Consider the following 18,525-nt stretch of genomic DNA (forward strand, 5'->3'; position numbering starts at 1 on the left):
GATGTCCACAAAGGACAAACAGATCCCCGCCGTCATCCGGCGCGGATGCTGGTTCTGTGGTGTCCGGACTGGCCCGCGGTCGCTGCCGTCGCCGCGGCGGGGAGTGTGCTTACCCGGCCGGCGGCGGTGTTTCACGCCAACCGGGTCGTCGCGTGCACGGCGGTCGCGCGGGCGCGGAACGTGCGGCGCGGAATGCGACGGCGGGAAGCGGAATCCCAGTGTCCCGACCTGGAGGTGTTCGGCGTCGACGAGGCGCGGGACGCGCGGTTGTTCGAGAGTGTCGCGTCGGCGGTGGAGGAGCTGGTCGTCGGGCTGGAAGTGGTGCGGCCGGGACTGCTCGCGGTTCCCGTCGCGGGGGCGGCCGGGTACTTCGGCGGCGAACTGCGGCTCGCGGAGAAACTGGTGGACCAGGTGGCCGCGTCAGCGGGAGTCGAATGCCAGGTCGGCGTGGCGGAAGGGCTGTTCGCGGCGACCCTCGCCGCGCGGCAGGGGGCGCTGGTCGAACCTGGGCGGGCCGCCGAATTTCTCGCTCCGTTGCCGGTGACTGAACTCGACCAGCCGGACGCTGAGCGGGCGGAGCTGGTCGGTTTGCTTGTCCGGCTCGGGTTGCGCACGCTCGGTGCCTTCGCCGAACTCGGCGAGCGGGACGTGGCCGCTCGGTTCGGGCGCACCGGGGTGCTCGCGCATCGGCTGGCCCGCGGGCTGTCCGACCGGCCGCCGTTGCGCCGCAACCCGCCGCCGGAACTGTCGCTTGCCGAATCGTTCGACCCGGTGCTCGCCCGCGTGGATGTCGCCGCGTTCATGGCCAAAAAACTCGGTGCGCGATTCCACGCCGCACTCGCTGATCGCGGGCTCGCGTGCACTCGATTGGGTATATACGCGACCACCGAGAACGGCGAACAGCTCGGTCGCGTCTGGCGTTGTGCGGAACCACTGACGCCGCAAGGGGTCGCGGACCGGGTCCGGTGGCAGTTCGAGGGATGGCTGAAGGCAGCGCCCGGCGAACGGCCCACGGCCGGGGTCGCGCGGTTGCGGCTCGAACCGGAAGAGACTGTCGAAGGGAGGTCATTGCAGCTGGGGCTGTGGCGGGGGAGCGATCCCGGCGCCGGTCCGGGCGAGGACGAGGAATTGGCCGCCGAACGGGCTGGCCGCGCGTTCGTGCGGGTGCAAGGTCTGCTCGGCCCGGAGGGAGTGGTCACGCCGTTGCTCGACGGCGGACGCGATCCGGCGAGCCGGGTCCGGCTCATTCCGTGGGGAGATCCGCGGGAACCCGCCGGGCCACCGGACGCCACCTGGCCTGCCCGGCTGCCCTCCCCGTCTCCGGCGACGGTGCTGGAAAAACCGTTTCCAGTCCAGGTCATCGACGATCAGGGGCGGCCAGTCGGCCTCACCGCGCGCAAGCGGTTGACCGCGCCGCCGCACGGGCTTCGCGTCGCAGGCGGGCCGCCTCGGCTGATCACCGGGTGGGCCGGTCCGTGGCCGGTCACGTCGGGTCGTCGTTCGACCGGGCCGCAGCGGGCTCGGCTGCAACTGCTGCTCGAAGCAGGGGAAAACGAGGCGCCGGAAGCGGTGCTCGTTCTCTGCTCCGGAACTGAAAATCCAGTGTGGACAGTGGAGGGAAGTTACGACTGACGGCCTAGGAACCGCCGGAGCCACGCGTTCGTCCCTCGTCAAGGAAAACCTGCAGAGAAAAGGAAGCCGCAACTGATGGACCACAACCTGCCACTGCCCCGCGTCCCGGTCGAACCGCCGCCGTGCCCGTTCGATCCGGTACCGGTCGCGCTGCTGATCCCGGAACCCCGCAGATCACCCGAGAACCGGATGGACTGACAATGGGCTGGAACAACCCGCCGGTCCCGTGGAAGGACCTCGCGCGGGCGCTGTCGGGCGGGAGGCCGCCCGGCGACCACGGCGACAGTCCCGCGTGGGGCCGCAAACGCGAGGCGTACCGCCGCCCCGCCGACATCCCGCCGCCGCGCAGCGACCTGGAAGCCGGGCCGCGAGTGGCGTACGCCGAACTGCACTGCCATTCCAACTTCAGTTTCCTCGACGGCGCCAGCCATCCCGAGGAACTGGTGGAGGAAGCCGCACGGTTGCGGCTCGACGCGATCGCGCTCACCGACCACGACGGCATGTACGGTGTGGTCCGCTTCGCCGAAGCGGCCAAAGAGCTAGGCGTCGCAACGGTATTCGGCACCGAGCTGAGCTTCGGGCTGTCCGGTCCGCAAAACGGCGTGGCCGACCCGGAAGGCGAACACCTCCTGCTGCTGGCCCGCGGCGACGACGGCTACCGCAGCCTGTGCCGCGCGATCACCGCCGGGCAGTTGCGCGGCCACGACGACGAAAAAGCGGAACGTGCCGAGAAAGGCCGTCCGATCTACGACTTGTCCGCGGTCGCGGAGGAAGTCGCGGGGAAATGCGCGGTGCTTACCGGCTGTCGCAAGGGATCCGTGCGTTCGGCGCTGGTGCGCGAAGGGTCGGATGCCGCCTTCGCCGAACTGCGCCGGCTGGTCGACCTCTTCGGCCAAACCCAGGTCTATGTCGAGCTGATCGACCACGGTCAGCCGCTCGACAGCGTGCACAACGACCTGCTCGCCGAGATGGCGAGCGAACTCAAGCTGCCGACCGTCGCCACCACCGCCGCGCATTACGCCCGTCCGGAACGCGGCCGGCTGGCGGACGCCCTCGCCGCCATCCGCGCCCGGCGCAGCATCGACGACCTCGAAGGCTGGCTGCCCGGCGACGCCGCCGCCTTCCTGCGCTCTGGCAACGAAATGGCGGAAATCTTCCAGCGATACCCGGGCGCGGTGCAGCGGTCGGCGTTGCTGGGCATGGAATGCGCCTTCCCGTTGAAGCTGCTCGCGCCGGAGCTGCCGCCGTTCGATCTGCCGGACGGCGAGACCGAGACCACGCATCTGCGAAACCTCGTCCAGGAGGGCTTCGACGAGCGCTACGCGGGCAAAGACCACGCGGACAAGGCGTGGCAGCAGATCAAGCACGAGATGGCGGTGATCGAGAAGCTCGAGTTCCCCGGATACTTCCTGATCGTCGCGGACATCGTGCGGTTCTGCCGGAGAAGCGGAATCCTGTGCCAGGGAAGGGGTTCCGCGGCCAACTCGGCGGTCTGCTACGCGCTCGGCATCACCAAGGTCGACCCCATCGAGTACCACCTGCTCTTCGAACGATTCCTCGCGCCCGACCGCGACGGCTACCCGGACATCGACCTCGACATCGAGTCCGACCGGCGCGAGGAAGTGATCCAGTACGTCTACGGCAAACACGGCAGGCTCAACGCCGCACAGGTCGCGAACGTGATCACCTACCGCGCCCGCTCCGCGATCCGCGACGCCGCCCGGGCGCTCGGCTACTCGCCCGGCCAGCAGGACGCGTGGAGCAAGCAAATCGACCGCTGGGGAGCCTTGCAGAGCACGGAAAAAGACCACGACCACGACATCCCGCAGGACGTCGTCCAGCTCGCCTTCGCACTCGAAGACTTCCCGCGGCACCTCGGCATCCACTCCGGCGGCATGGTGCTGTGCCGGGAGCCGGTGAGCCAGGTGTGCCCGGTCGAATGGGCGCGGATGGAAAACCGCAGCGTTCTGCAGTGGGAGAAGGAGGATTGCGCCACGGTCGGGCTGGTGAAGTTCGACTTGCTCGGCCTCGGCATGCTCTCCGCGCTGCACTACATGCTCGACCTGGTCAAGGAATACAAGGGCGTGGAGATCGATCTCGCCGAACTGGACCTCACCGACGAGAACATCTACGAAATGCTCTGCCGCGCCGACGCGATCGGTGTGTTCCAGGTGGAAAGCCGGGCCCAGCTGGCGACGTTGCCTCGGTTGCGGCCGAAGGAGTTCTACGACCTGGCCGTGGAAGTCGCGCTGATCCGCCCCGGCCCGATCCAAGGCGGTTCGGTGCACCCGTACATCCGCCGCAAACAAGGGCGCGAGAAGTGGGAGTACGACCATCCGCTGCTGGAGAATGCTCTAGAGAAAACGCTCGGGGTGCCGCTGTTCCAGGAGCAGATGATGCAGATCGCCCTGGACGTCGCGAACTTCACCCCGGCCGAGGCCGACCAGCTGCGGCACGCGATGGGATCGAAACGGTCGCAGCGGAAAATGGAACGGCTGCACAAACGGTTCCTCGACGGAGCCGTCGCCAACGGGCTGGAGGAGGAGCTGGCGGAGAAGATCTTCCAGAAGCTCAAGGCGTTCGCCAACTTCGGCTTCCCGGAAAGCCACGCGCTGAGCTTCGCGCATCTGGTGTTCGCCAGCGCGTACTTCAAGCACTACCACCCGGACGCGTTCTGCGCGGGTCTGCTGCGGGCGCAGCCGATGGGGTTCTACTCGCCGCAGTCGCTGGTGGCGGACGCGCGGCGGCACGGCGTCACCACGCTCGGCCCGGACATCAACCGGAGTCTCCCGCACGCGACGCTGGAAGCGTTGCCGGACAACGGAAAGCTCCACGCGGTGCGCGGCGGGCTCAGCACCGTCCGGATGATCGGCGAGACGCTGGCCGAGGAGATCGTGGCGGAACGACAGGCGAACGGCCGGTACGAGAGCATGTCCGACCTCGGCAGGCGCGTCCGGCTCACCACTCCACAGCTGGAAGCGCTGGCCACCGCGGGTGCGTTCAGCGCGTTCGGACCGGACCGGCGGCAGGCGTTGTGGTCCGCGGGCGCGGTCGCACAGGACCGGCCGGAGAAACTGCCCGGCACCGGCGTGGGCGTGGACGCGCCGATGCTGCCCGGGATGGACGGGCTCGACCTCGCCGCCGCCGACGTGTGGGCCACCGGGATCTCGCCGGACAGCTACCCGACGGAGTTCATCCGCGACCGGCTCGACGCGCTCGGGGTAGTCCCCGCCGACAAGCTGCTGGACCGGTCCGACGGGGAACGAGTGCTCGTCGGGGGAGCGGTCACGCATCGCCAGCGGCCGGCGACGGCCGGTGGAGTCACGTTCCTGAACCTCGAGGACGAGACCGGCATGGTGAACGTGATCTGCACTCTCGGCCTGTGGCAACGGTTCCACCGCATCGCGCGGGGCAGCTCGGCGCTGCTGGTGCGCGGAGTGCTCGAAAAAGCGGACGGCGTGGCGAGCGTGCGCGCGCAGAAACTGGAGCCGCTGACGCTGCGGATCCCCACGAAATCCCGGGACTTCCGATGACCGGCGGACAGTTCGCGGACACACGCCTTTCGGCGGCTCGCAGCCACCCCGTCGGCACAGCGGCCTCGGGGCTGATGTCATCCTGTCGGGGTGACGGAGACCGGCGAGGACTACACCGAAGCGCGACTTTCCGGCCAGTGGTGGGAAAAACGCCAGTTCGTGGGTTGCGATTTCACCGAGGCGGACCTGCGCGACCTGCGCACTCGCGGCTGCACCTTCGACAACTGCGATTTCACCAAGGTGGATCTCGCCGGTTCGCGGCACGACGCGTCGGCGTTCCGTTCGTGCACCTTCGACCGCTCGGTGCTCGCAGACAGCCGATGGTCGTCGTGCTCGTTGCTTGGCTCGTCCTTTGTGGACTGCCGGTACACCGGGATCGCGCTGACCGAATGCGATCTGTCGCTGGCGTCGTTCGCGCGCGGCCGGTTGCGGAAACTGGACCTGTCGGGGCTGCGGATGCGGGAAGTGAACCTCAACGAGGCAGATCTGACGGATTCCGATCTGCGAGGCACGGATCTGTCCGGGGCCCGGATGATCGGCACGAAACTTCCCGGGGCCGACCTGCGCGGCGCGGCGGTCGACGCGAACGGGCTGGTGCAGGCGGATCTGCGTGGCGCTTACGTGGACGTCGAACTGGCGGTGGCGTTCGCCGCGGCCCATGGCTTAGTCGTCAAGTAACGCGTTTCCGGGCACGGAAAAGGGGCGAAGCCCGCTGGCCCCGCCCCTCTTCCGTGCCCTCAATGCCCTCAGCGTCCTCAGTCGATCGGCGGTTCGCCCGGGTCGAGTTCGATCAGGTCGCCCTCGGCGAGCAGTTCCTCGATGCTCGCCGGGAGCAGGTACGCCGACCCGCCGCCCGGCTGGTTGAACCACGGGATCGCGACCCCGGCGAGGGTTTCGAGCGGCCGCTGCACCCGGTACACGTGGTACGGCCGGTTCACCCACTCCGGCACCAGCGAACGCTCCTCGAACGGGGTGCCCGCCGCGTAGGTCAGGTTGCCGTTCGGGCCGCCGAAGCGGTCCAGCTCGCTGCCCGCGGGCAGTTCGCGCAGTTCCTTGCCGCGGAACAGGGTCAGCGGCGGTTCCCCGGACAGCGGCGCGATCGGCCACTGCCCGCTGCCGCCGGTTCCGTTGGCGCGCACCGGTTCCTCGCGCCGCACCGGCGGTTCCCGCCGCGGCGGCGGGCCGACCGGCGGCGCGACCTGGGTGGGCGGTGCGCTGACCGGCGAGGCGATCTGCGTCGGCGGGGCACTGACCGGGGGAGCCACCTGGGTCGGCGGGCTCACCGGTGCCGCGATCTGCGTCGGCGGAGCTGGCGGCGGAGTCTGCCGGGCCGGCGGCTCATCGTCGGCCAGCAGCTGGTCGGCAGGCGTGAACGCGGTCTGCTCCTGCGGCGGCACGTTCTCGCGCGGACGCACCGGGAACGAGCCCGTCGCGACCTCCGGCGACAGCGTCGCCACCACCGGCGGCTTCGGGGCTTCCGCGACTGGCTCAGCCGGTGCGGGGGCTTCCGCCGGGATGTACCCGTCTGGGTACAGCAGCACCTTGCCGAGCATGAACGCCGCGGCGTCCTCCGCGTCGCCGAACACCGCCGGGTTGATCAGCTCGCCGTCGTACCAGCCGACGCGCCAGCCTTCGCCCACCTGCTCGACGCTCCACCCGCGTTCGGTGGGGCCGCCGAGCCGGTACGCGGCCTCGGGCACGTTCAGCTCGTCGAGCTTCGCCTGCAGTTCGGCCAGCTCCGGCTGGGCGGGCTGTTCCCGCCGCGCGACCGGGGCCGGTTCGGCCTGCTCCCGTGCCGCGCGCCGCCCGCCGGACGGCGGGGGCACCGGCATCTCCGGCACCGGAAGCCCGCCGGGGATCTCGGACCCCGGCATGATCATCGCGGTGGGCGGGCCAGCGTCGTAGTCGGCCTCGCGGCGGTTGTCGTCCTCGTAACCACCGGAGTGCGTGAACAGTTCGGCACGCTGCTCGTCGTCGTCGCGGGACGGTTCGTTGCCGTGCGTGAAGAGCACCGGCTCGTCGTGCTCGGCGTCGACCGGCCGGTGGACGTCAGTGTCGTCCTCGTCGTCCGGACCGGAGCCGTTGCGGCTGGGGACGAGGTCGTGGTGGACGTCGGTGTGGTCCTCGTCGTCGTAATGACCGTCGTCGTAACGGTCGTACTGCGCGCCGTCGAAGTCCTGCTCGAACGGCGGCTCGTCAGGATGCTCCGGCGCGGTGCCGTGGCGACCCTCGGCCTCCTTCTCGCGACCTCGACCGTGCGCGGCGACAAGACCCGCCGCGGCCAGCCCACCGGCCGCGGCGATCCCGGCCGCAGCCGCGCCGACGTGGCTCCCGTGTTCGTCCGCGGGCTCAGCCTGGGCATCGGGTTCTGCGCTGCGCCGTCCACCTTCCTCGGTGGCCAGCCGCGAGTCTTCCCGACGGCTGTCGTCCGCTTCAGCGTCCGGCTGAGCCCGTCGGCGACCGCCCTCTTGGTCTCCGGCGCGGGAGTCTTCCGGCGCGTTGTCCGCACCGGTGAGTCCGCCCGCACCGATGAGACCATCCGTGCCGACAAGCCCGTCCTCCGCGCTCGGGGCAGCAGGCTGCTCGAACGCGCCGACGCCGGGGATCTTGCTCCCGTGCGCGTCGAGGTGGTCGTCGTACCCGTGCGCGTCGTCGTAGTCGCCCGCTGTGCCGCGGTCGTCGACGTGGTGCGCGGGCTCGTCGTAACCCGCTTGGTCGTGACCGTGCTGATCGGCGTAACCGGCCTCGTGAGATGCGGCGTCCTCGTACCCGTGCTGGTCGGAGTAAGCGCTCTCGGCTTCGTCGTACCCGTGCGGCTCGGCGTCGTATCCGCGGGCATCGTGCGGTGCGGATTCGTCGTAGTCGTCGTGGGATGTGCGGTAGCCGTCGTGGCCGGGCTCGTCGTAGCCCTCGCCGTGCTGGTCGTAGTCCTCGGCGTGGCCGGGCTGGTCGTAACCGCTGGCCTGACCGTGCTGGTCGTAACCGTCCTGGGCGTGGTCGTCGTAGCCGGATGCCTCGTGGTGCTCGTCGTAACCAGCCTCGTGCGGGTGCCCGGGTTCGGCGTGGGCATTGCCCGCGGCAGCTCCCACCGCGCCGGCGACGCCCGCCGCTCCGGCCGCAGCAGCGGCTACGCCCAGGCCGTGCGACCCGCCGGGGCTGTCCGGCCCACCGGACACCGGGGCGGACACCCTCGTGCCCTGCGGACCGCTCGGCATCTCGACGCCGCCTGCGGAACCTGGAGCGCCTTGCCCGCCGGGGCCCTGCGGACCCGGCCGGTCGCGCCTGCTCGAACCGCCTCGTTCGGCTGGGCCGCCGGGCTCGAAGGGATCGTCCGAGCCGCTGCGATCGTCGAAGCCGGGTTCTTCCGCCGCACCGGGCTGGCCAGGGCCGCCGAATTCGTCGGCGGGGTGGAAGCTGTCCGGTCGGCCAGCCGCGCCGGGCCTGCCGGAATCGCGGTGGTCGAACTCGTCGGCTGGGCCATGCCGGTCGGCGCGGGGGTCACCTGGGCCGCCGGGTTCGGGGCTGTCGAAGTCGCTGGCCGGAGCGTGCCGGTCGGGGCCGGGGCTGCCTGGTCCGCCGGGGCGGCCGGATTCGGGGACGCCGAAGTCGCTGGCTGGGCCGTGCCGGTCGGCGCCGGGCCTGCCGGACTCCGGGTCGCGGAAGTCGCTGGCCGGAGCACGCCGGTCGGGGCCGGGGCTGCCTGGTCCGCCGGGGCGGCCGGATTCGGGACTGCCGAAGTCATTGGCTGGGCCACGCCGGTCGGCGCGGGGGTCGCCTGGGCCGCCGGGTTCGGGGTTGTCGAAGTCGTTGGCTGGGCCATGCCGATCGGGGCCGGGCCTGCTGGACTCCGGGTCGCGGAAGTCGCTGGCCGGAGCGTGCCGATCGGGACCAGGGCCGCCGGGCCTGCCGGGCTCCGCTCCGCCGAATTCGCTGGCCAGGCCGCGCCGGTCGGCACCAGGGGCTCCTGGCCCGCCGGGCCTGCCGGATTCGGGGCCGCCGAAGTCATTGGCCGGGTCGAGCCGGTCGGGGCTGCCTGGTCCGCCGGGCGCACCGGGCGCACCGGGTCCGTGCGGGCCGCCTCGGGAGCCGAACTCGTCGAAACCGGGGCCGTCGTTCGCGCCGAGCGCGGCTGCGCCCGCACCAGCGGCGCCCAGCCCAGCTGCGGCAGCCGCGCCAAGTCCCGCTGCGCCAGGGCCACCGGGAGCGTCAGCACCAGGCCCGTTGGAATCGAAACCGCCAGCGCCACCGGGCCCGCCAACGCCGTTCTGCGCACCAGGTCCGCCAGCACCGTTCGGCCCGCCAGCCCCAGGCCCGCCAGGAGCGCCACCGGGCCCACCGGGACCACCAGGTCCTCCCGCTCCAGGAGCGGGCCGCTGCTGCGGAGTCTGGCTCCCGCGAGTCAGATACGCCGCCGCGCCCTGCAGGGTCAGCTCGTCCACCTGAGGAAGCTGGAACGCGTTGGCCCGGATGTGCTCGATCAGGTCCGCTTCCGGCGAGACGCCGTACGTGCGGAGGTAGAAGTTCACCGCGGCGGGCCAGATCCAGTGGCCGTCGCTGTGGAAGGCGACCGGGACCGTCGCTTCGGGAGTCTGAGCGAGCCGGTCGATGTCGTAGCCGCGGTCCTGGACCACGACAGGCGCGTGGTCCAGGTAGTCCAGCAGCCGGTCCTGCTCGTCGACGTCGAGGTCAGGGCGGTTGATGACCGGGCGGCCTGCCGGGCCGATGGTGTCGAAGATCCGCGCGATGCGGAAGTGCGGTCCGGGCTGTTCCGGGCCGAGGCCGGACATCCGGCGGATCAGCCACTCAGGGACGTTCTCCTCGGTGCGCGGGAACATCCGCAGCTCGTCGGAGTACGCCTGGGGCGGCGGGGCGAGATGCCATCCCGGCTCGTCGCGGTTGTACTCGAGGTTGTAGCTGGAGGGGTGGTCCAGCTGGTAGCGCGCGTTGAACCAGGTGCCGCGGCCGTCGCGGTACATGCCTGCGCGGAGTCTCCCGAAAAGGGTCGCGATGTCGTGCGTCGCGATCCATTCCTGAGCGGAGCCGTCCTCGAGCACGATCTCGCCGGTCAGCTCGTGGTACCTGCCGACCGCTCGGTACTCCGCGGAGACTTTGCGCCAGTCGCGCGGGGCGGCGCGCAGCAGGGCCAGCCCGATCTGCTTGACCAGAGTGTCCTGCTCCGTCGCGTTCAGCTGCGTCGTCGGTTGTGCCACAGAGAACATTTTGACTGTTCGCGCGCACGAACGCACCCCGCATAGGGCTTTTGCCACCCTCGGGCCGGTGGACGAGCCCGCTGACCTCGGCGGACGCGATATGGCACGGGTCACACGCCAGGGTGGGTGATGCGGTGGAGCCTCTCCAGCTTAAGACCCGGGACGGCTGATTCGACGTAAGACGCGCGGGCCGATCGGGTGGTGTCGTGGCAACACAGAGTGCAGAACCCACTCCTGACCGGCGGTCCGCGGCGGCTCTGCGACAATGGCCGCCGTGACGGCGAAGATTCTCGACGGCAAGGCCACGAAGAACGCCATTTTCGCAGAGCTGCGCCCGAGGGTGGCCGCGCTCGCGGAGAAGGGGATCACCCCTGGGCTGGGCACGGTGCTGGTCGGCGACGACCCCGGTTCCCACTCCTACGTGAAGATGAAGCACGCGGACAGCGCGAAGATCGGCGTCAACTCGATCCGCCGCGACCTGCCCGCGGACATCTCGCAGGAGAAGCTCGAGGCCGTCATCGACGAGCTGAACGCGGACCCGGCCTGTCACGGCTATCTCGTCCAGCTGCCGCTGCCGAAGCACCTCGACGCGAACCGCGTCCTGGAGCGCATCGACCCGGAGAAGGACGCTGACGGCCTCGCGCCGATCAGCCTCGGCCGGCTCGTGCTCGGCGAACCGGGCGCGCTGCCGTGCACTCCGTACGGGATCATCGAGCTGCTCAAGCGGCACGGTGTCGAACTGAACGGCGCGCAGGTCACCGTCGTCGGCCGCGGCATCACTGTCGGCCGCACGCTCGGCCTGCTGCTCACCCGGCGCAGCGAGAACTCCACTGTCACGCTCTGCCACACCGGCACGCGCGACCTTGCCGCCGAGGTGCGCCGCGCGGACATCGTGATCGCCGCGGCGGGCGTGCCCGGGATCATCAAGCCGGACATGGTGAAGCCTGGCGCGGCGGTGCTGGACGTCGGCGTTTCGCATGTGGACGGCAAGCTCACCGGCGACGTCGACCCGGCGGTCGCCGAGGTGGCCGGCTGGCTGTCGCCGAACCCCGGCGGCGTGGGTCCGATGACGCGGGCGATGCTGGTCACCAACGTGGTCGAGGCTGCGGAACGCGCGGCCGCCCGCTGATGGCGATGACCGGGCAACGGCACCGCAGCGATCGTCCCTGGCTCGTCCACGTGCCGTTCGCGGTGATCATGCTGCTGCTGGCGGCGGCCGTGGTGCGGGCTCTGCAGTACCACTGGCGCGAGGGCGCGGCGCTGGTCGGCATAGCCCTGTTCGTGGCCGGTGTGCTGCGCGCGGTGCTGCCGGAGGAGCGCGTCGGGTTGCTCGCGATTCGCGGCAAGGCCGTCGACATCCTCACCTACGGCGCGTTGTGCGCCGCGGTGCTCTACATCTCGCTGTCGATCGTCGGCGGCCCGTTCGACGCGTCCTCCTAGGCAAAGACCGTCAGGACGCGAGCGCGAGTTCCTTCTGGACTCGCGCCTCGCGCCGGTCCAGCAGTCCGGACACTGCGGCGATCGACACACCGAGCACGGCCAGCAGCGCGCCGACCCAGTTCGGGGCCAGCAGGCCGAGCCCGCCCGCGATGACCAGACCGCCGAGGTACGCGCCGATCGAGTTGGCGATGTTGAACGCCGACTGCACCGCGGCCGAGACCAGCGACGGCGTGCCGCCCGCCTTCTCCATGATCCGCGCCTGCATCATCGGGCCGATCATGAAGCCCGCGACCCCCACGAAGAAGATCGTGATCGCCGCGCCGACCTTGCCCTGCGCGGTCACGGTGAAGATCGCGAGCACGGTCGCCAGCGAGAGCAGCGCGACGTACAGGCTCGGCATCAGCTTCTTGTCCGCGAGCCGTCCGCCGAGGTAGTTGCCGATCGTCATGCCGACACCGGCCAGCGAGAGCAGCACCGTCACGTTGGCGGGCGAGTATCCGGCGACGTCGGTCAACATCGGCGCGATGTAGGACATGCAGGCGAACACGCCGCCGAGGCCGAACATCACGATCGCCAGCGCCAGCCACACCTGCGGGCGGCGGAACGCGCCCAGTTCGCCGCGGATCGACGGGTCGGCCGGGCGGCCCTGGTGCGGCACCAGTTTCGCGATGGCGGCGATCGCGAGCAGGCCGATCACCGCGACGACGCCGAACGTCGCGCGCCAGCCGACCTGCTGGCCGAGCAGCGTGCCGAGCGGAACGCCGATGACGTTCGCCAGCGTCAGGCCCATGAACATCATCGACACGGCCTTCGCGCGCTGGCCCGGCTGCGCGAGGCTGGACGCGACGACCGCGCCGGCCCCGAAGAACGCGCCGTGCGGCAGCCCGGCGAGGAACCGGAACGCGATGCCGAAGTCCTGGTTCGGCGACAGCGCGAACAGTGCGTTGCCGACCGTGAACAGGCCCATCATCGCCAGCAGCATGGTCTTGCGCGGCAGCCGGACGGCCAGTGCGGTGAGCAGCGGCGCGCCGATCACCACGCCGAGCGCGTAGGCGGAAATGAAGTAGCCCGCGGACGGGATGTCGATGTGGAAGTCCGCGGCGGTCAGAGGCAGCACACCCATCATCACGAACTCGGTGGTACCGATGCCGAAGGCACCGACGGCGAGCGCGAGCAACGCGACGGGCACGGCTCTCCCTTCCTGAAGAAATCGATTTCTCAGCGCCTGGGTCACAGGCTTCTGAAGCGCTTTAGAACGAGGGCAAAAAACTAGACAGCCCCGACGTCGTCGTGCTGTCTCGCTCTAGTTGAACCGATGGAGGGCGGCCTTGTCATCCCGGTATTCGGGTGAGGCCCGCCACGTAGCGCGACCGCTCAGCGCGGCGCGGCCAGCACGCCGTCGAGCAGGCCGGGGAACAGCGCGTCGAGATCGTTGCGGCGCAAGGAGTTGTACCGCGTGGTGCCTACCTGGCGGCCGACGATCACGCCGGCTTGGCGCAGCGTCGCGAGGTGATGGGTGAGTGTGGACTTGGTCACCGGCACCTCGAATCCGCTGCACGAGATCTCCGTTTCGGAGTTCGCCAGCTGCCGGACCATCGCCAGCCGCACCGGGTCGGCCAGCGCGCGCAGCACCGCTTCGACGGTGATCTCGTCGCGGTCCGGATAGACGAGCGGCGGGAGGGACGCGTGAGCGGGCATGCGTCCATAGTACGACGGCTCTCGAAATTGTCGGAGGGTCCGTGTACGGTCATTGTCGAACTACGACGTTCGTCGAACTATCCGTTCAGGTCTCATTGGGGGGACATTCATGTCCAGCGTCTCGTCCTCGGCGGCGGCCCGGAACTCGGTGCTCGCGTTCGGGGCCTTCGGCGTCGGCACCAGCGGCTACATCGTGGCCGGGCTGTTGCCGGCGCTGACCTCCGAGCTGCACATCTCCGCGACGGCCGCGGCGCAGCTCGTCACCTCGTTCGCCATCGCGTACGCGGTGGGCTCGCCGTTGTTCGCCGCCGCCACTGGCCGGTGGGAACGGCGCACGCTGCTGGTCGCCGCGCTCGCGGTGGCCGCGGTCGGGAACATCTTCGCGGCCGTCGCGCCCGGGTACACCACGCTGCTGATCGCACGGGTCGTCACGGCGATCGGAGCCGCCGTCTACACCCCAGCCGCCACTGCCGTCGCCGCGGAGCTGACCACGCCGGAACGTCGCGGGCGAGCCGTTTCGCTGGTGTTCGGCGGGCTCACCATCGCGTTGATCTTCGGCGTTCCGCTGGGCAGCGTGATTTCCCAGCAGTTCGGTTACGAGGGCGCTTTCCTCTTCGTCGGCATCCTCTCGGCGCTCGGCGCGCTCGGGGTGCGGGTCGCGCTGCCGAAGGTCGCGCCGCCGCCGGTGGTCGGGCTCGCTGAGCGGTTCGCGGTCGCGCGGGACAAGCGGGTCGTCGCGCTGCTGGTCACCACCACGCTCGCCTGCCTGGCCGCGTTCATGGTCTACACGCTGGTGTCGCCGGTGCTGTCCGCGACGGCAGGGGTTTCCGGCGGGACGATCACGGTGCTGCTGTTCTGCTACGGCATCGGCGGCGCGATCGGCAACTTCGCCGGGGGCCGCGCGGCCGACCGGTGGGGTGCGCGCAAGCCGCTGCTGATCGTGCTCATCGGGTTCACCGCCGTGATGGTGCTGCTGCCGTTCACCGCGACGACCGTCGTCGGGGCCGGGATCACGTTGTTCGTGTGGGGTTTGGCGAACTGGTCGTTCAGCCCGCCGCTGCAGCACCGGCTCATCGAACTGTCGCCGGGGCACGCCGGTCTCGCGCTGTCGCTCAACGCGTCGGCGATCTACCTGGGCGTCGGGCTGTCCGGCGTCGTCGGCGGCGCGGTGCTGACCTCGGCCGGGCCGACCGTCCTGCCGGAGATCGCGGCGATCCTCGCCGCCGCGGCGATGCTCGTGGTCGTGTTCTTCTGGGGCTCGCGGAAGCGGGCTGAGGTCCGCGAGGAGGTCGCGGTCTGAGAAGCTGCCGGGCGTGGCGGAGGTACTGGAAACCGTGTCCGGGCGCGGCGGCGAGCTGGTGCTGCGGCGCGACGGCGCCGAGTTCGAGGTGATCGAAAACGGGATGTTCCTCATGGACACCCGCAACGGCGAGTCGGAACGGCTGCTCGTGACCGGAGCGGCCGACCGGCTCGCCTCCGGCGCGCGAATGCTGATCGGCGGCCTCGGCGTCGGGTTCTCGCTGCGCGCCGCGCTGGACCATCCCGCGGTCTCCGAGGTCGTGGTGGTGGAACGCGAGCCCGCGGTGATCGCCTGGAACCGCACCGGTCCGCTGCGCGAGGTCCACGGCGCGGCACTGGACGATCCGCGGGTGAGCGTGGTCGAGGCCGATCTGCTGGAGTGGCTGCGCACGACGGGCGACACGTTCGACGCGCTGTGCCTGGACATCGACAACGGTCCAGAGTGGACAGTCACCGAGGGGAACGCCTCGCTGTACGCGGCTTCCGGTTTGGCGCGGCTGTCTCAGCTGCTGCGTCCGGGAGGGGTGCTGGCGGTGTGGAGCGCGGGCGCGGCACCGGGGTTCACGGCTCGGTTGCGGGAGCGGTTCGCCGAGGTGGACGTGGTGGAGATTCCGGTGCCGCGCGGGGAACCGGACGTGGTTTGGTTCGCGCGGGGCTGAGTCAGTTCGCCTGACCGGCTAAGGCCAAGTTTTACGAAGTCCCTGCGCTCCGACTGCGTACGCCCGGGGGCCGCCGTGCGCGACGGCTTGGTAGATCGCGTGTCGGTGCTGCTCGAAGCGCGCCACCATGTCGTCAACTCGAAGGCGTTGGTTGTCGAGGTAGAAGAGAACCCCACGGTACGTTTCCAGAGGTGCGCGTTCCCAATCTCGACCCTTGATTCGGCCGTCTTTGCACAATGGCGACCAGCCCCGGGCCAAGCCATAATCCAGCCAGTCCTCGTCCGCGACATACTGGGCGTCGTCCGGGAAGTGCTCTGCTGCTCGGTGCACAACCCAGCCGAGGTCAGTCAGCTCTTCGGCCAACCGTCGCCCCAGCCCTCGATCAAGGAAAAACTCAGGCCGCACGGCCTACTCTGCAGATCGCTTCGACTTGTTCCGAAGTGAGACCGTATTCGTAAGCGACGTCGGTGAAGGACTCACCTGCCAACCAGAGGTCGACAACGGCGTCGACCGGGACCTTGGTCGATTCGACGACAGGCGTTCCCCAGCCGAATCGAGGATCGATCACTACGGGTGCCAGATCCGGGTACTGCCGGAGACGAAGGCTTCCGGCGAAACCGTCTGCGGTGTCCCATTCGATGAAGTGCAGGTAGTCGTTGATGATCTCGCGGAACGGCCGCTGGCCGTCACCAACGCGCGCAAGATCGCCGTCCGCATAGTGGAGGAAGATGTCCACACCGTCTGTTGCGATCTGCTTCGTCGCGAGCGCGTAGGGCGTGTGAAAAGACCGCCGGACTTCGGCCGCAGCGTCACGGATCTTTCGCTTGGTCAGACCGAGATCACGCAGCGCCCGGAGCACGTACGTCTCGATCACCGCGACGAACGGCACTGAAGGTCTGCCATGTCGCTCTGGCTCGACATGATGGACCAACGGTGCGCCGTCAGCCTTCTCTCCAAGCCAGCCGTACATAGTGGACCGAGGAATCTGCAGATGCCGAGCCACCTCTTTAGGAGTCAGCAGAGGATCGGCGAACTTGTCGACCACGGCCCCTCCTTCATGATGTGGATTCGTCCTCGACAGGATCCACTGTATCGGTTTGCCTGGTTGCCGGGTGGATCGAGATCTGCGTGTTCGCGCGGGGCTGAGTCAGTTCGCCTTGGCGGCGGCCTTCGCGGCCTTCTTGAACGCGCGCACCTCGCCGAGCGTCTTGGCGTCCGTCACGTCCGCAATGGACCGACGCGAGCCGCGGTCGCCGTACGCGCCGGCGGCTTCTCGCCAGCCCTTCGGGGCCACCCCGCGCTGTTTGCCCAGCAGCGCCAGGAAGATCTTCGCCTTCTGCTCGCCGAACCCGGGCAACGCCTTGAGCCGCTTCAGCACTTCTTCGCCGTCCGGCTTGGGGCGGCCGTCGAGCCAGATGCCTTCGGTTTTCCCGTCGTAGTTCTCGATGATGTGCAGTGCGAGCGCGTGCACCCGGCGGGCCATCGAACCGCCGTAGCGGTGGATCGCCGGCGGGACCACGCACATCTCGACGAACTTGTCGACGTCCGTCGCGGCGATCTTGCGCAGGTCGAAGCCGTCCATCCGGTCGGCGATCTTCCGCGGGCCCGCGAAGGCGTGCTCCATCGGGTACTGCTGGTCCAGGAGCATCCCGGTGAGCAGGGCGAACGGGTCGTCGTTGAGCAGCTTGTCGGCCGCCGGGTCGCCGGTCAGGTGCAGTTCGCGCAGCATGGCGTCATCTTCGCACAAACCGCCCGGTCAGCCGCGTGCGAAGCGGGCGGGGGTGGTGCCGAGGTAGCGGCGGAAGTGCCGGGTCAGGTGCGCTTGGTCGGTGAACCCTGCGGTGGCGGCGACGGCGGCGGGCGGGGTGCCGTCGAGCAGGAGACGGCGGGCGTGGTCGACCCGGCGGCCGGTGACGTACCGGTGCGGCGGCAGCCCGAAGCGGCGGCCGAAGGCGCGGACCAGGTGGACGGGATGCGCGCCCAACAGTTCCGAAGCGTCGGCCAGCGTCAGCGAATCGGGCAGGCGCGCGTCGAGGAGGTCGCGCAGGTCGTCGGCGAGGCTGCGGTCGGGTGGCGCGACGTCCGGGCGGCCGAGGTGGGTGCGCAGCCGCTGAGCGACCAGGGCGAGGCGGCTTTCGGCTTCCAGCGGTTCGGCGAGCGACTGGTGCAACTGGTGGATTCTGGTGCGCAGCAACGGATCCGGCAGGCTCGGCTGGTCGACGGCGGCTCCGATCAGATCGTCGCCGAGCACGTCGGCGTCGAGGTAGAGCACGCGTTTGCGGAAGCCGTGGCTGGTCGCGGCGCGACCGTCGTGCGCGACGTTCGGCGGCAGCAGCGTGACAGCTGTGCTGAGTGCGCCGTGGTGGTGCCGGTCGAGGTCGTAGCTGATCACGCCGTCGTCGACGATCAGCAGCGTCCAGGTGTCATGCGTGTGCGCGGGGTAGGCGTGATCGGTGAACCGGGCGTGGAACGCCTCGGCGATTCCGGGCACCGAAGGACGCCAGGCCGACACCGTCATGTTCAGAACGTACAAGACCTGCAAGCCGTGCCGAGCCGATGCTGCTTCGCATGAACCGATTCGACACGAAGATCGCCGTGCTGCTGCGGGACGACTTGGCCTCGTGGCAACGGCTGAACGTCACGGCGTTCCTGGTGAGCGGCGTGGCCCACACGACGCCCGAGCTGATCGGCGAGCCCTACCTCGACGCCGACGACACCGAGTACCTGCCGATGTTCCGCCAGCCGGTGCTCGTGTTCGCGGATACCGCCGAGACGCTCTCGCTGGCGCACAGCCGGACGCTCACGCGAGGTCTGCGGTTCTCGATCTTCACCGACGAGCTGTTCCAGACCGGCAATGACGTCGACAACCGCGCGGCGGTGCGTGCGGTGCCGAGGGAGAAGCTGGCGTTGGCGGGGATGGCTGTGCACGGCCCGAAAAACGCGGTGGACAAGATCCTCAAGGGTGCGCGGCTGCACGGCTGAATGGGGTTTCGCCCGGGCGGCGAGGCATCGCGCGCAGGTCGTAAACGGTTGCGCTGCTACGACTTCGCCGCC

16 protein-coding genes are annotated in these 18,525 nt (G+C 69.9%); 9 read left to right on the forward strand and 7 right to left on the reverse strand.

From position 1 onward, the window contains the following. Positions 1–45 precede the first annotated feature (45 nt). The 4 genes from ACWGIC_RS06830 to ACWGIC_RS06845 all read left to right on the forward strand — a co-directional run bounded on the left by ACWGIC_RS06830 (position 46) and on the right by ACWGIC_RS06845 (position 5,843). Complete coding sequence (locus tag ACWGIC_RS06830) at positions 46–1,632, forward strand: DNA polymerase Y family protein (RefSeq protein ID WP_452074934.1); 1,587 nt, start codon at positions 46–48, stop codon at positions 1,630–1,632. Between the two features lie 75 nt (positions 1,633–1,707). Continuing rightward, a complete protein-coding gene (locus ACWGIC_RS06835; protein ID WP_452074935.1) occupies positions 1,708–1,830 on the forward strand; it encodes a hypothetical protein in 123 nt (40 codons plus the stop codon). A 2-nt stretch (positions 1,831–1,832) separates the two neighbouring features. Next, positions 1,833–5,165: an error-prone DNA polymerase gene (locus ACWGIC_RS06840; RefSeq protein ID WP_452074936.1), complete on the forward strand. Its 3,333-nt coding sequence runs from the start codon at positions 1,833–1,835 to the stop codon at positions 5,163–5,165. Positions 5,166–5,255: 90 nt separating this feature from the next. Then, positions 5,256–5,843 carry a pentapeptide repeat-containing protein gene (locus tag ACWGIC_RS06845; RefSeq protein ID WP_452074937.1) on the forward strand — a complete coding sequence of 196 codons (588 nt, stop codon included), beginning with the start codon at positions 5,256–5,258 and terminating at the stop codon, positions 5,841–5,843. A gap of 77 nt (positions 5,844–5,920) precedes the next feature. On the opposite strand, the gene ACWGIC_RS06850 is transcribed toward ACWGIC_RS06845, so the two are convergent. Beyond that, positions 5,921–10,375, reverse strand: coding sequence for a glycohydrolase toxin TNT-related protein (locus tag ACWGIC_RS06850; protein ID WP_452074938.1), 4,455 nt, complete (start codon positions 10,373–10,375; stop codon positions 5,921–5,923). 274 nt (positions 10,376–10,649) lie between these two features. Between ACWGIC_RS06850 and ACWGIC_RS06855 the strand changes: the two genes are divergently transcribed. Then, positions 10,650–11,504, forward strand: coding sequence for a bifunctional methylenetetrahydrofolate dehydrogenase/methenyltetrahydrofolate cyclohydrolase (locus ACWGIC_RS06855; RefSeq protein WP_037356515.1), 855 nt, complete (start codon positions 10,650–10,652; stop codon positions 11,502–11,504). Next, positions 11,504–11,815 (forward strand): DUF3017 domain-containing protein, encoded by a 312-nt coding sequence (locus ACWGIC_RS06860; RefSeq protein WP_452074939.1) that lies wholly within the window; start codon positions 11,504–11,506, stop codon positions 11,813–11,815. The genes ACWGIC_RS06855 and ACWGIC_RS06860 overlap by 1 nt, the downstream gene beginning before the upstream one ends. Before the next feature lie 10 nt (positions 11,816–11,825). Here the strand turns inward: ACWGIC_RS06860 and ACWGIC_RS06865 are convergent, their stop codons facing one another. Further along, the gene (locus ACWGIC_RS06865; protein ID WP_354742391.1) at positions 11,826–13,004 is read right to left on the reverse strand and encodes an MFS transporter; all 1,179 of its coding nucleotides are present in this window, start codon (positions 13,002–13,004) and stop codon (positions 11,826–11,828) included. Between the two features lie 185 nt (positions 13,005–13,189). After that, on the reverse strand, positions 13,190–13,513 hold the full coding sequence (locus tag ACWGIC_RS06870; RefSeq protein WP_452074940.1) for an ArsR/SmtB family transcription factor: 324 nt from the start codon (positions 13,511–13,513) through the stop codon (positions 13,190–13,192). 109 nt (positions 13,514–13,622) lie between these two features. Between ACWGIC_RS06870 and ACWGIC_RS06875 the strand changes: the two genes are divergently transcribed. Both ACWGIC_RS06875 and ACWGIC_RS06880 read left to right on the forward strand, forming a co-directional pair. Further along, complete coding sequence (locus ACWGIC_RS06875; RefSeq protein WP_452074941.1) at positions 13,623–14,813, forward strand: MFS transporter; 1,191 nt, start codon at positions 13,623–13,625, stop codon at positions 14,811–14,813. Positions 14,814–14,826: 13 nt separating this feature from the next. Then, positions 14,827–15,471, forward strand: a complete 645-nt coding sequence (locus ACWGIC_RS06880; RefSeq protein WP_452074942.1) for a spermine/spermidine synthase domain-containing protein — start codon at positions 14,827–14,829, stop codon at positions 15,469–15,471. An 18-nt stretch (positions 15,472–15,489) separates the two neighbouring features. On the opposite strand, the gene ACWGIC_RS06885 is transcribed toward ACWGIC_RS06880, so the two are convergent. From ACWGIC_RS06885 to ACWGIC_RS06900, 4 genes are all read right to left on the reverse strand, one after another. Continuing rightward, positions 15,490–15,876 (reverse strand): PIN-like domain-containing protein, encoded by a 387-nt coding sequence (locus ACWGIC_RS06885; RefSeq protein ID WP_452074943.1) that lies wholly within the window; start codon positions 15,874–15,876, stop codon positions 15,490–15,492. Beyond that, entirely contained in the window at positions 15,866–16,516 is a 651-nt protein-coding gene (locus ACWGIC_RS06890; RefSeq protein ID WP_452074944.1) for a DUF433 domain-containing protein, read from the reverse strand. Before ACWGIC_RS06890 ends, ACWGIC_RS06885 begins: the two co-directional genes overlap by 11 nt. Before the next feature lie 102 nt (positions 16,517–16,618). Next, positions 16,619–17,200, reverse strand: coding sequence for an HhH-GPD-type base excision DNA repair protein (locus ACWGIC_RS06895; RefSeq protein ID WP_452074945.1), 582 nt, complete (start codon positions 17,198–17,200; stop codon positions 16,619–16,621). 27 nt (positions 17,201–17,227) lie between these two features. Next, positions 17,228–17,989, reverse strand: a complete 762-nt coding sequence (locus ACWGIC_RS06900) for an AraC family transcriptional regulator (protein ID WP_452074946.1) — start codon at positions 17,987–17,989, stop codon at positions 17,228–17,230. Between the two features lie 50 nt (positions 17,990–18,039). Here ACWGIC_RS06900 and ACWGIC_RS06905 point away from each other — a divergent pair, with 50 nt between their 5' ends. Continuing rightward, entirely contained in the window at positions 18,040–18,453 is a 414-nt protein-coding gene (locus ACWGIC_RS06905) for a DUF2000 family protein (protein ID WP_452074947.1), read from the forward strand. The last annotated feature ends 72 nt before the right edge of the window (positions 18,454–18,525 follow it).

The organism is Amycolatopsis sp. NPDC054798, assembly GCF_053611505.1.

Excerpts from the sequence above, each read along its gene's own strand:
- ACWGIC_RS06830 (WP_452074934.1), top strand. The coding sequence starts at position 46 with ATGCTGGTTCTGTGGTGTCCGGACTGGCCCGCGGTCGCTGCCGTCGCC.
- ACWGIC_RS06835 (WP_452074935.1), top strand. The coding sequence starts at position 1,708 with ATGGACCACAACCTGCCACTGCCCCGCGTCCCGGTCGAACCGCCGCCG.
- ACWGIC_RS06840 (WP_452074936.1), top strand. The coding sequence starts at position 1,833 with ATGGGCTGGAACAACCCGCCGGTCCCGTGGAAGGACCTCGCGCGGGCG.
- ACWGIC_RS06860 (WP_452074939.1), top strand. The coding sequence starts at position 11,504 with ATGGCGATGACCGGGCAACGGCACCGCAGCGATCGTCCCTGGCTCGTC.
- ACWGIC_RS06870 (WP_452074940.1), bottom strand. The coding sequence starts at position 13,513 with ATGCCCGCTCACGCGTCCCTCCCGCCGCTCGTCTATCCGGACCGCGAC.
- ACWGIC_RS06875 (WP_452074941.1), top strand. The coding sequence starts at position 13,623 with ATGTCCAGCGTCTCGTCCTCGGCGGCGGCCCGGAACTCGGTGCTCGCG.
- ACWGIC_RS06895 (WP_452074945.1), bottom strand. The coding sequence starts at position 17,200 with ATGCTGCGCGAACTGCACCTGACCGGCGACCCGGCGGCCGACAAGCTG.
- ACWGIC_RS06900 (WP_452074946.1), bottom strand. The coding sequence starts at position 17,989 with ATGACGGTGTCGGCCTGGCGTCCTTCGGTGCCCGGAATCGCCGAGGCG.
- ACWGIC_RS06905 (WP_452074947.1), top strand. The coding sequence starts at position 18,040 with ATGAACCGATTCGACACGAAGATCGCCGTGCTGCTGCGGGACGACTTG.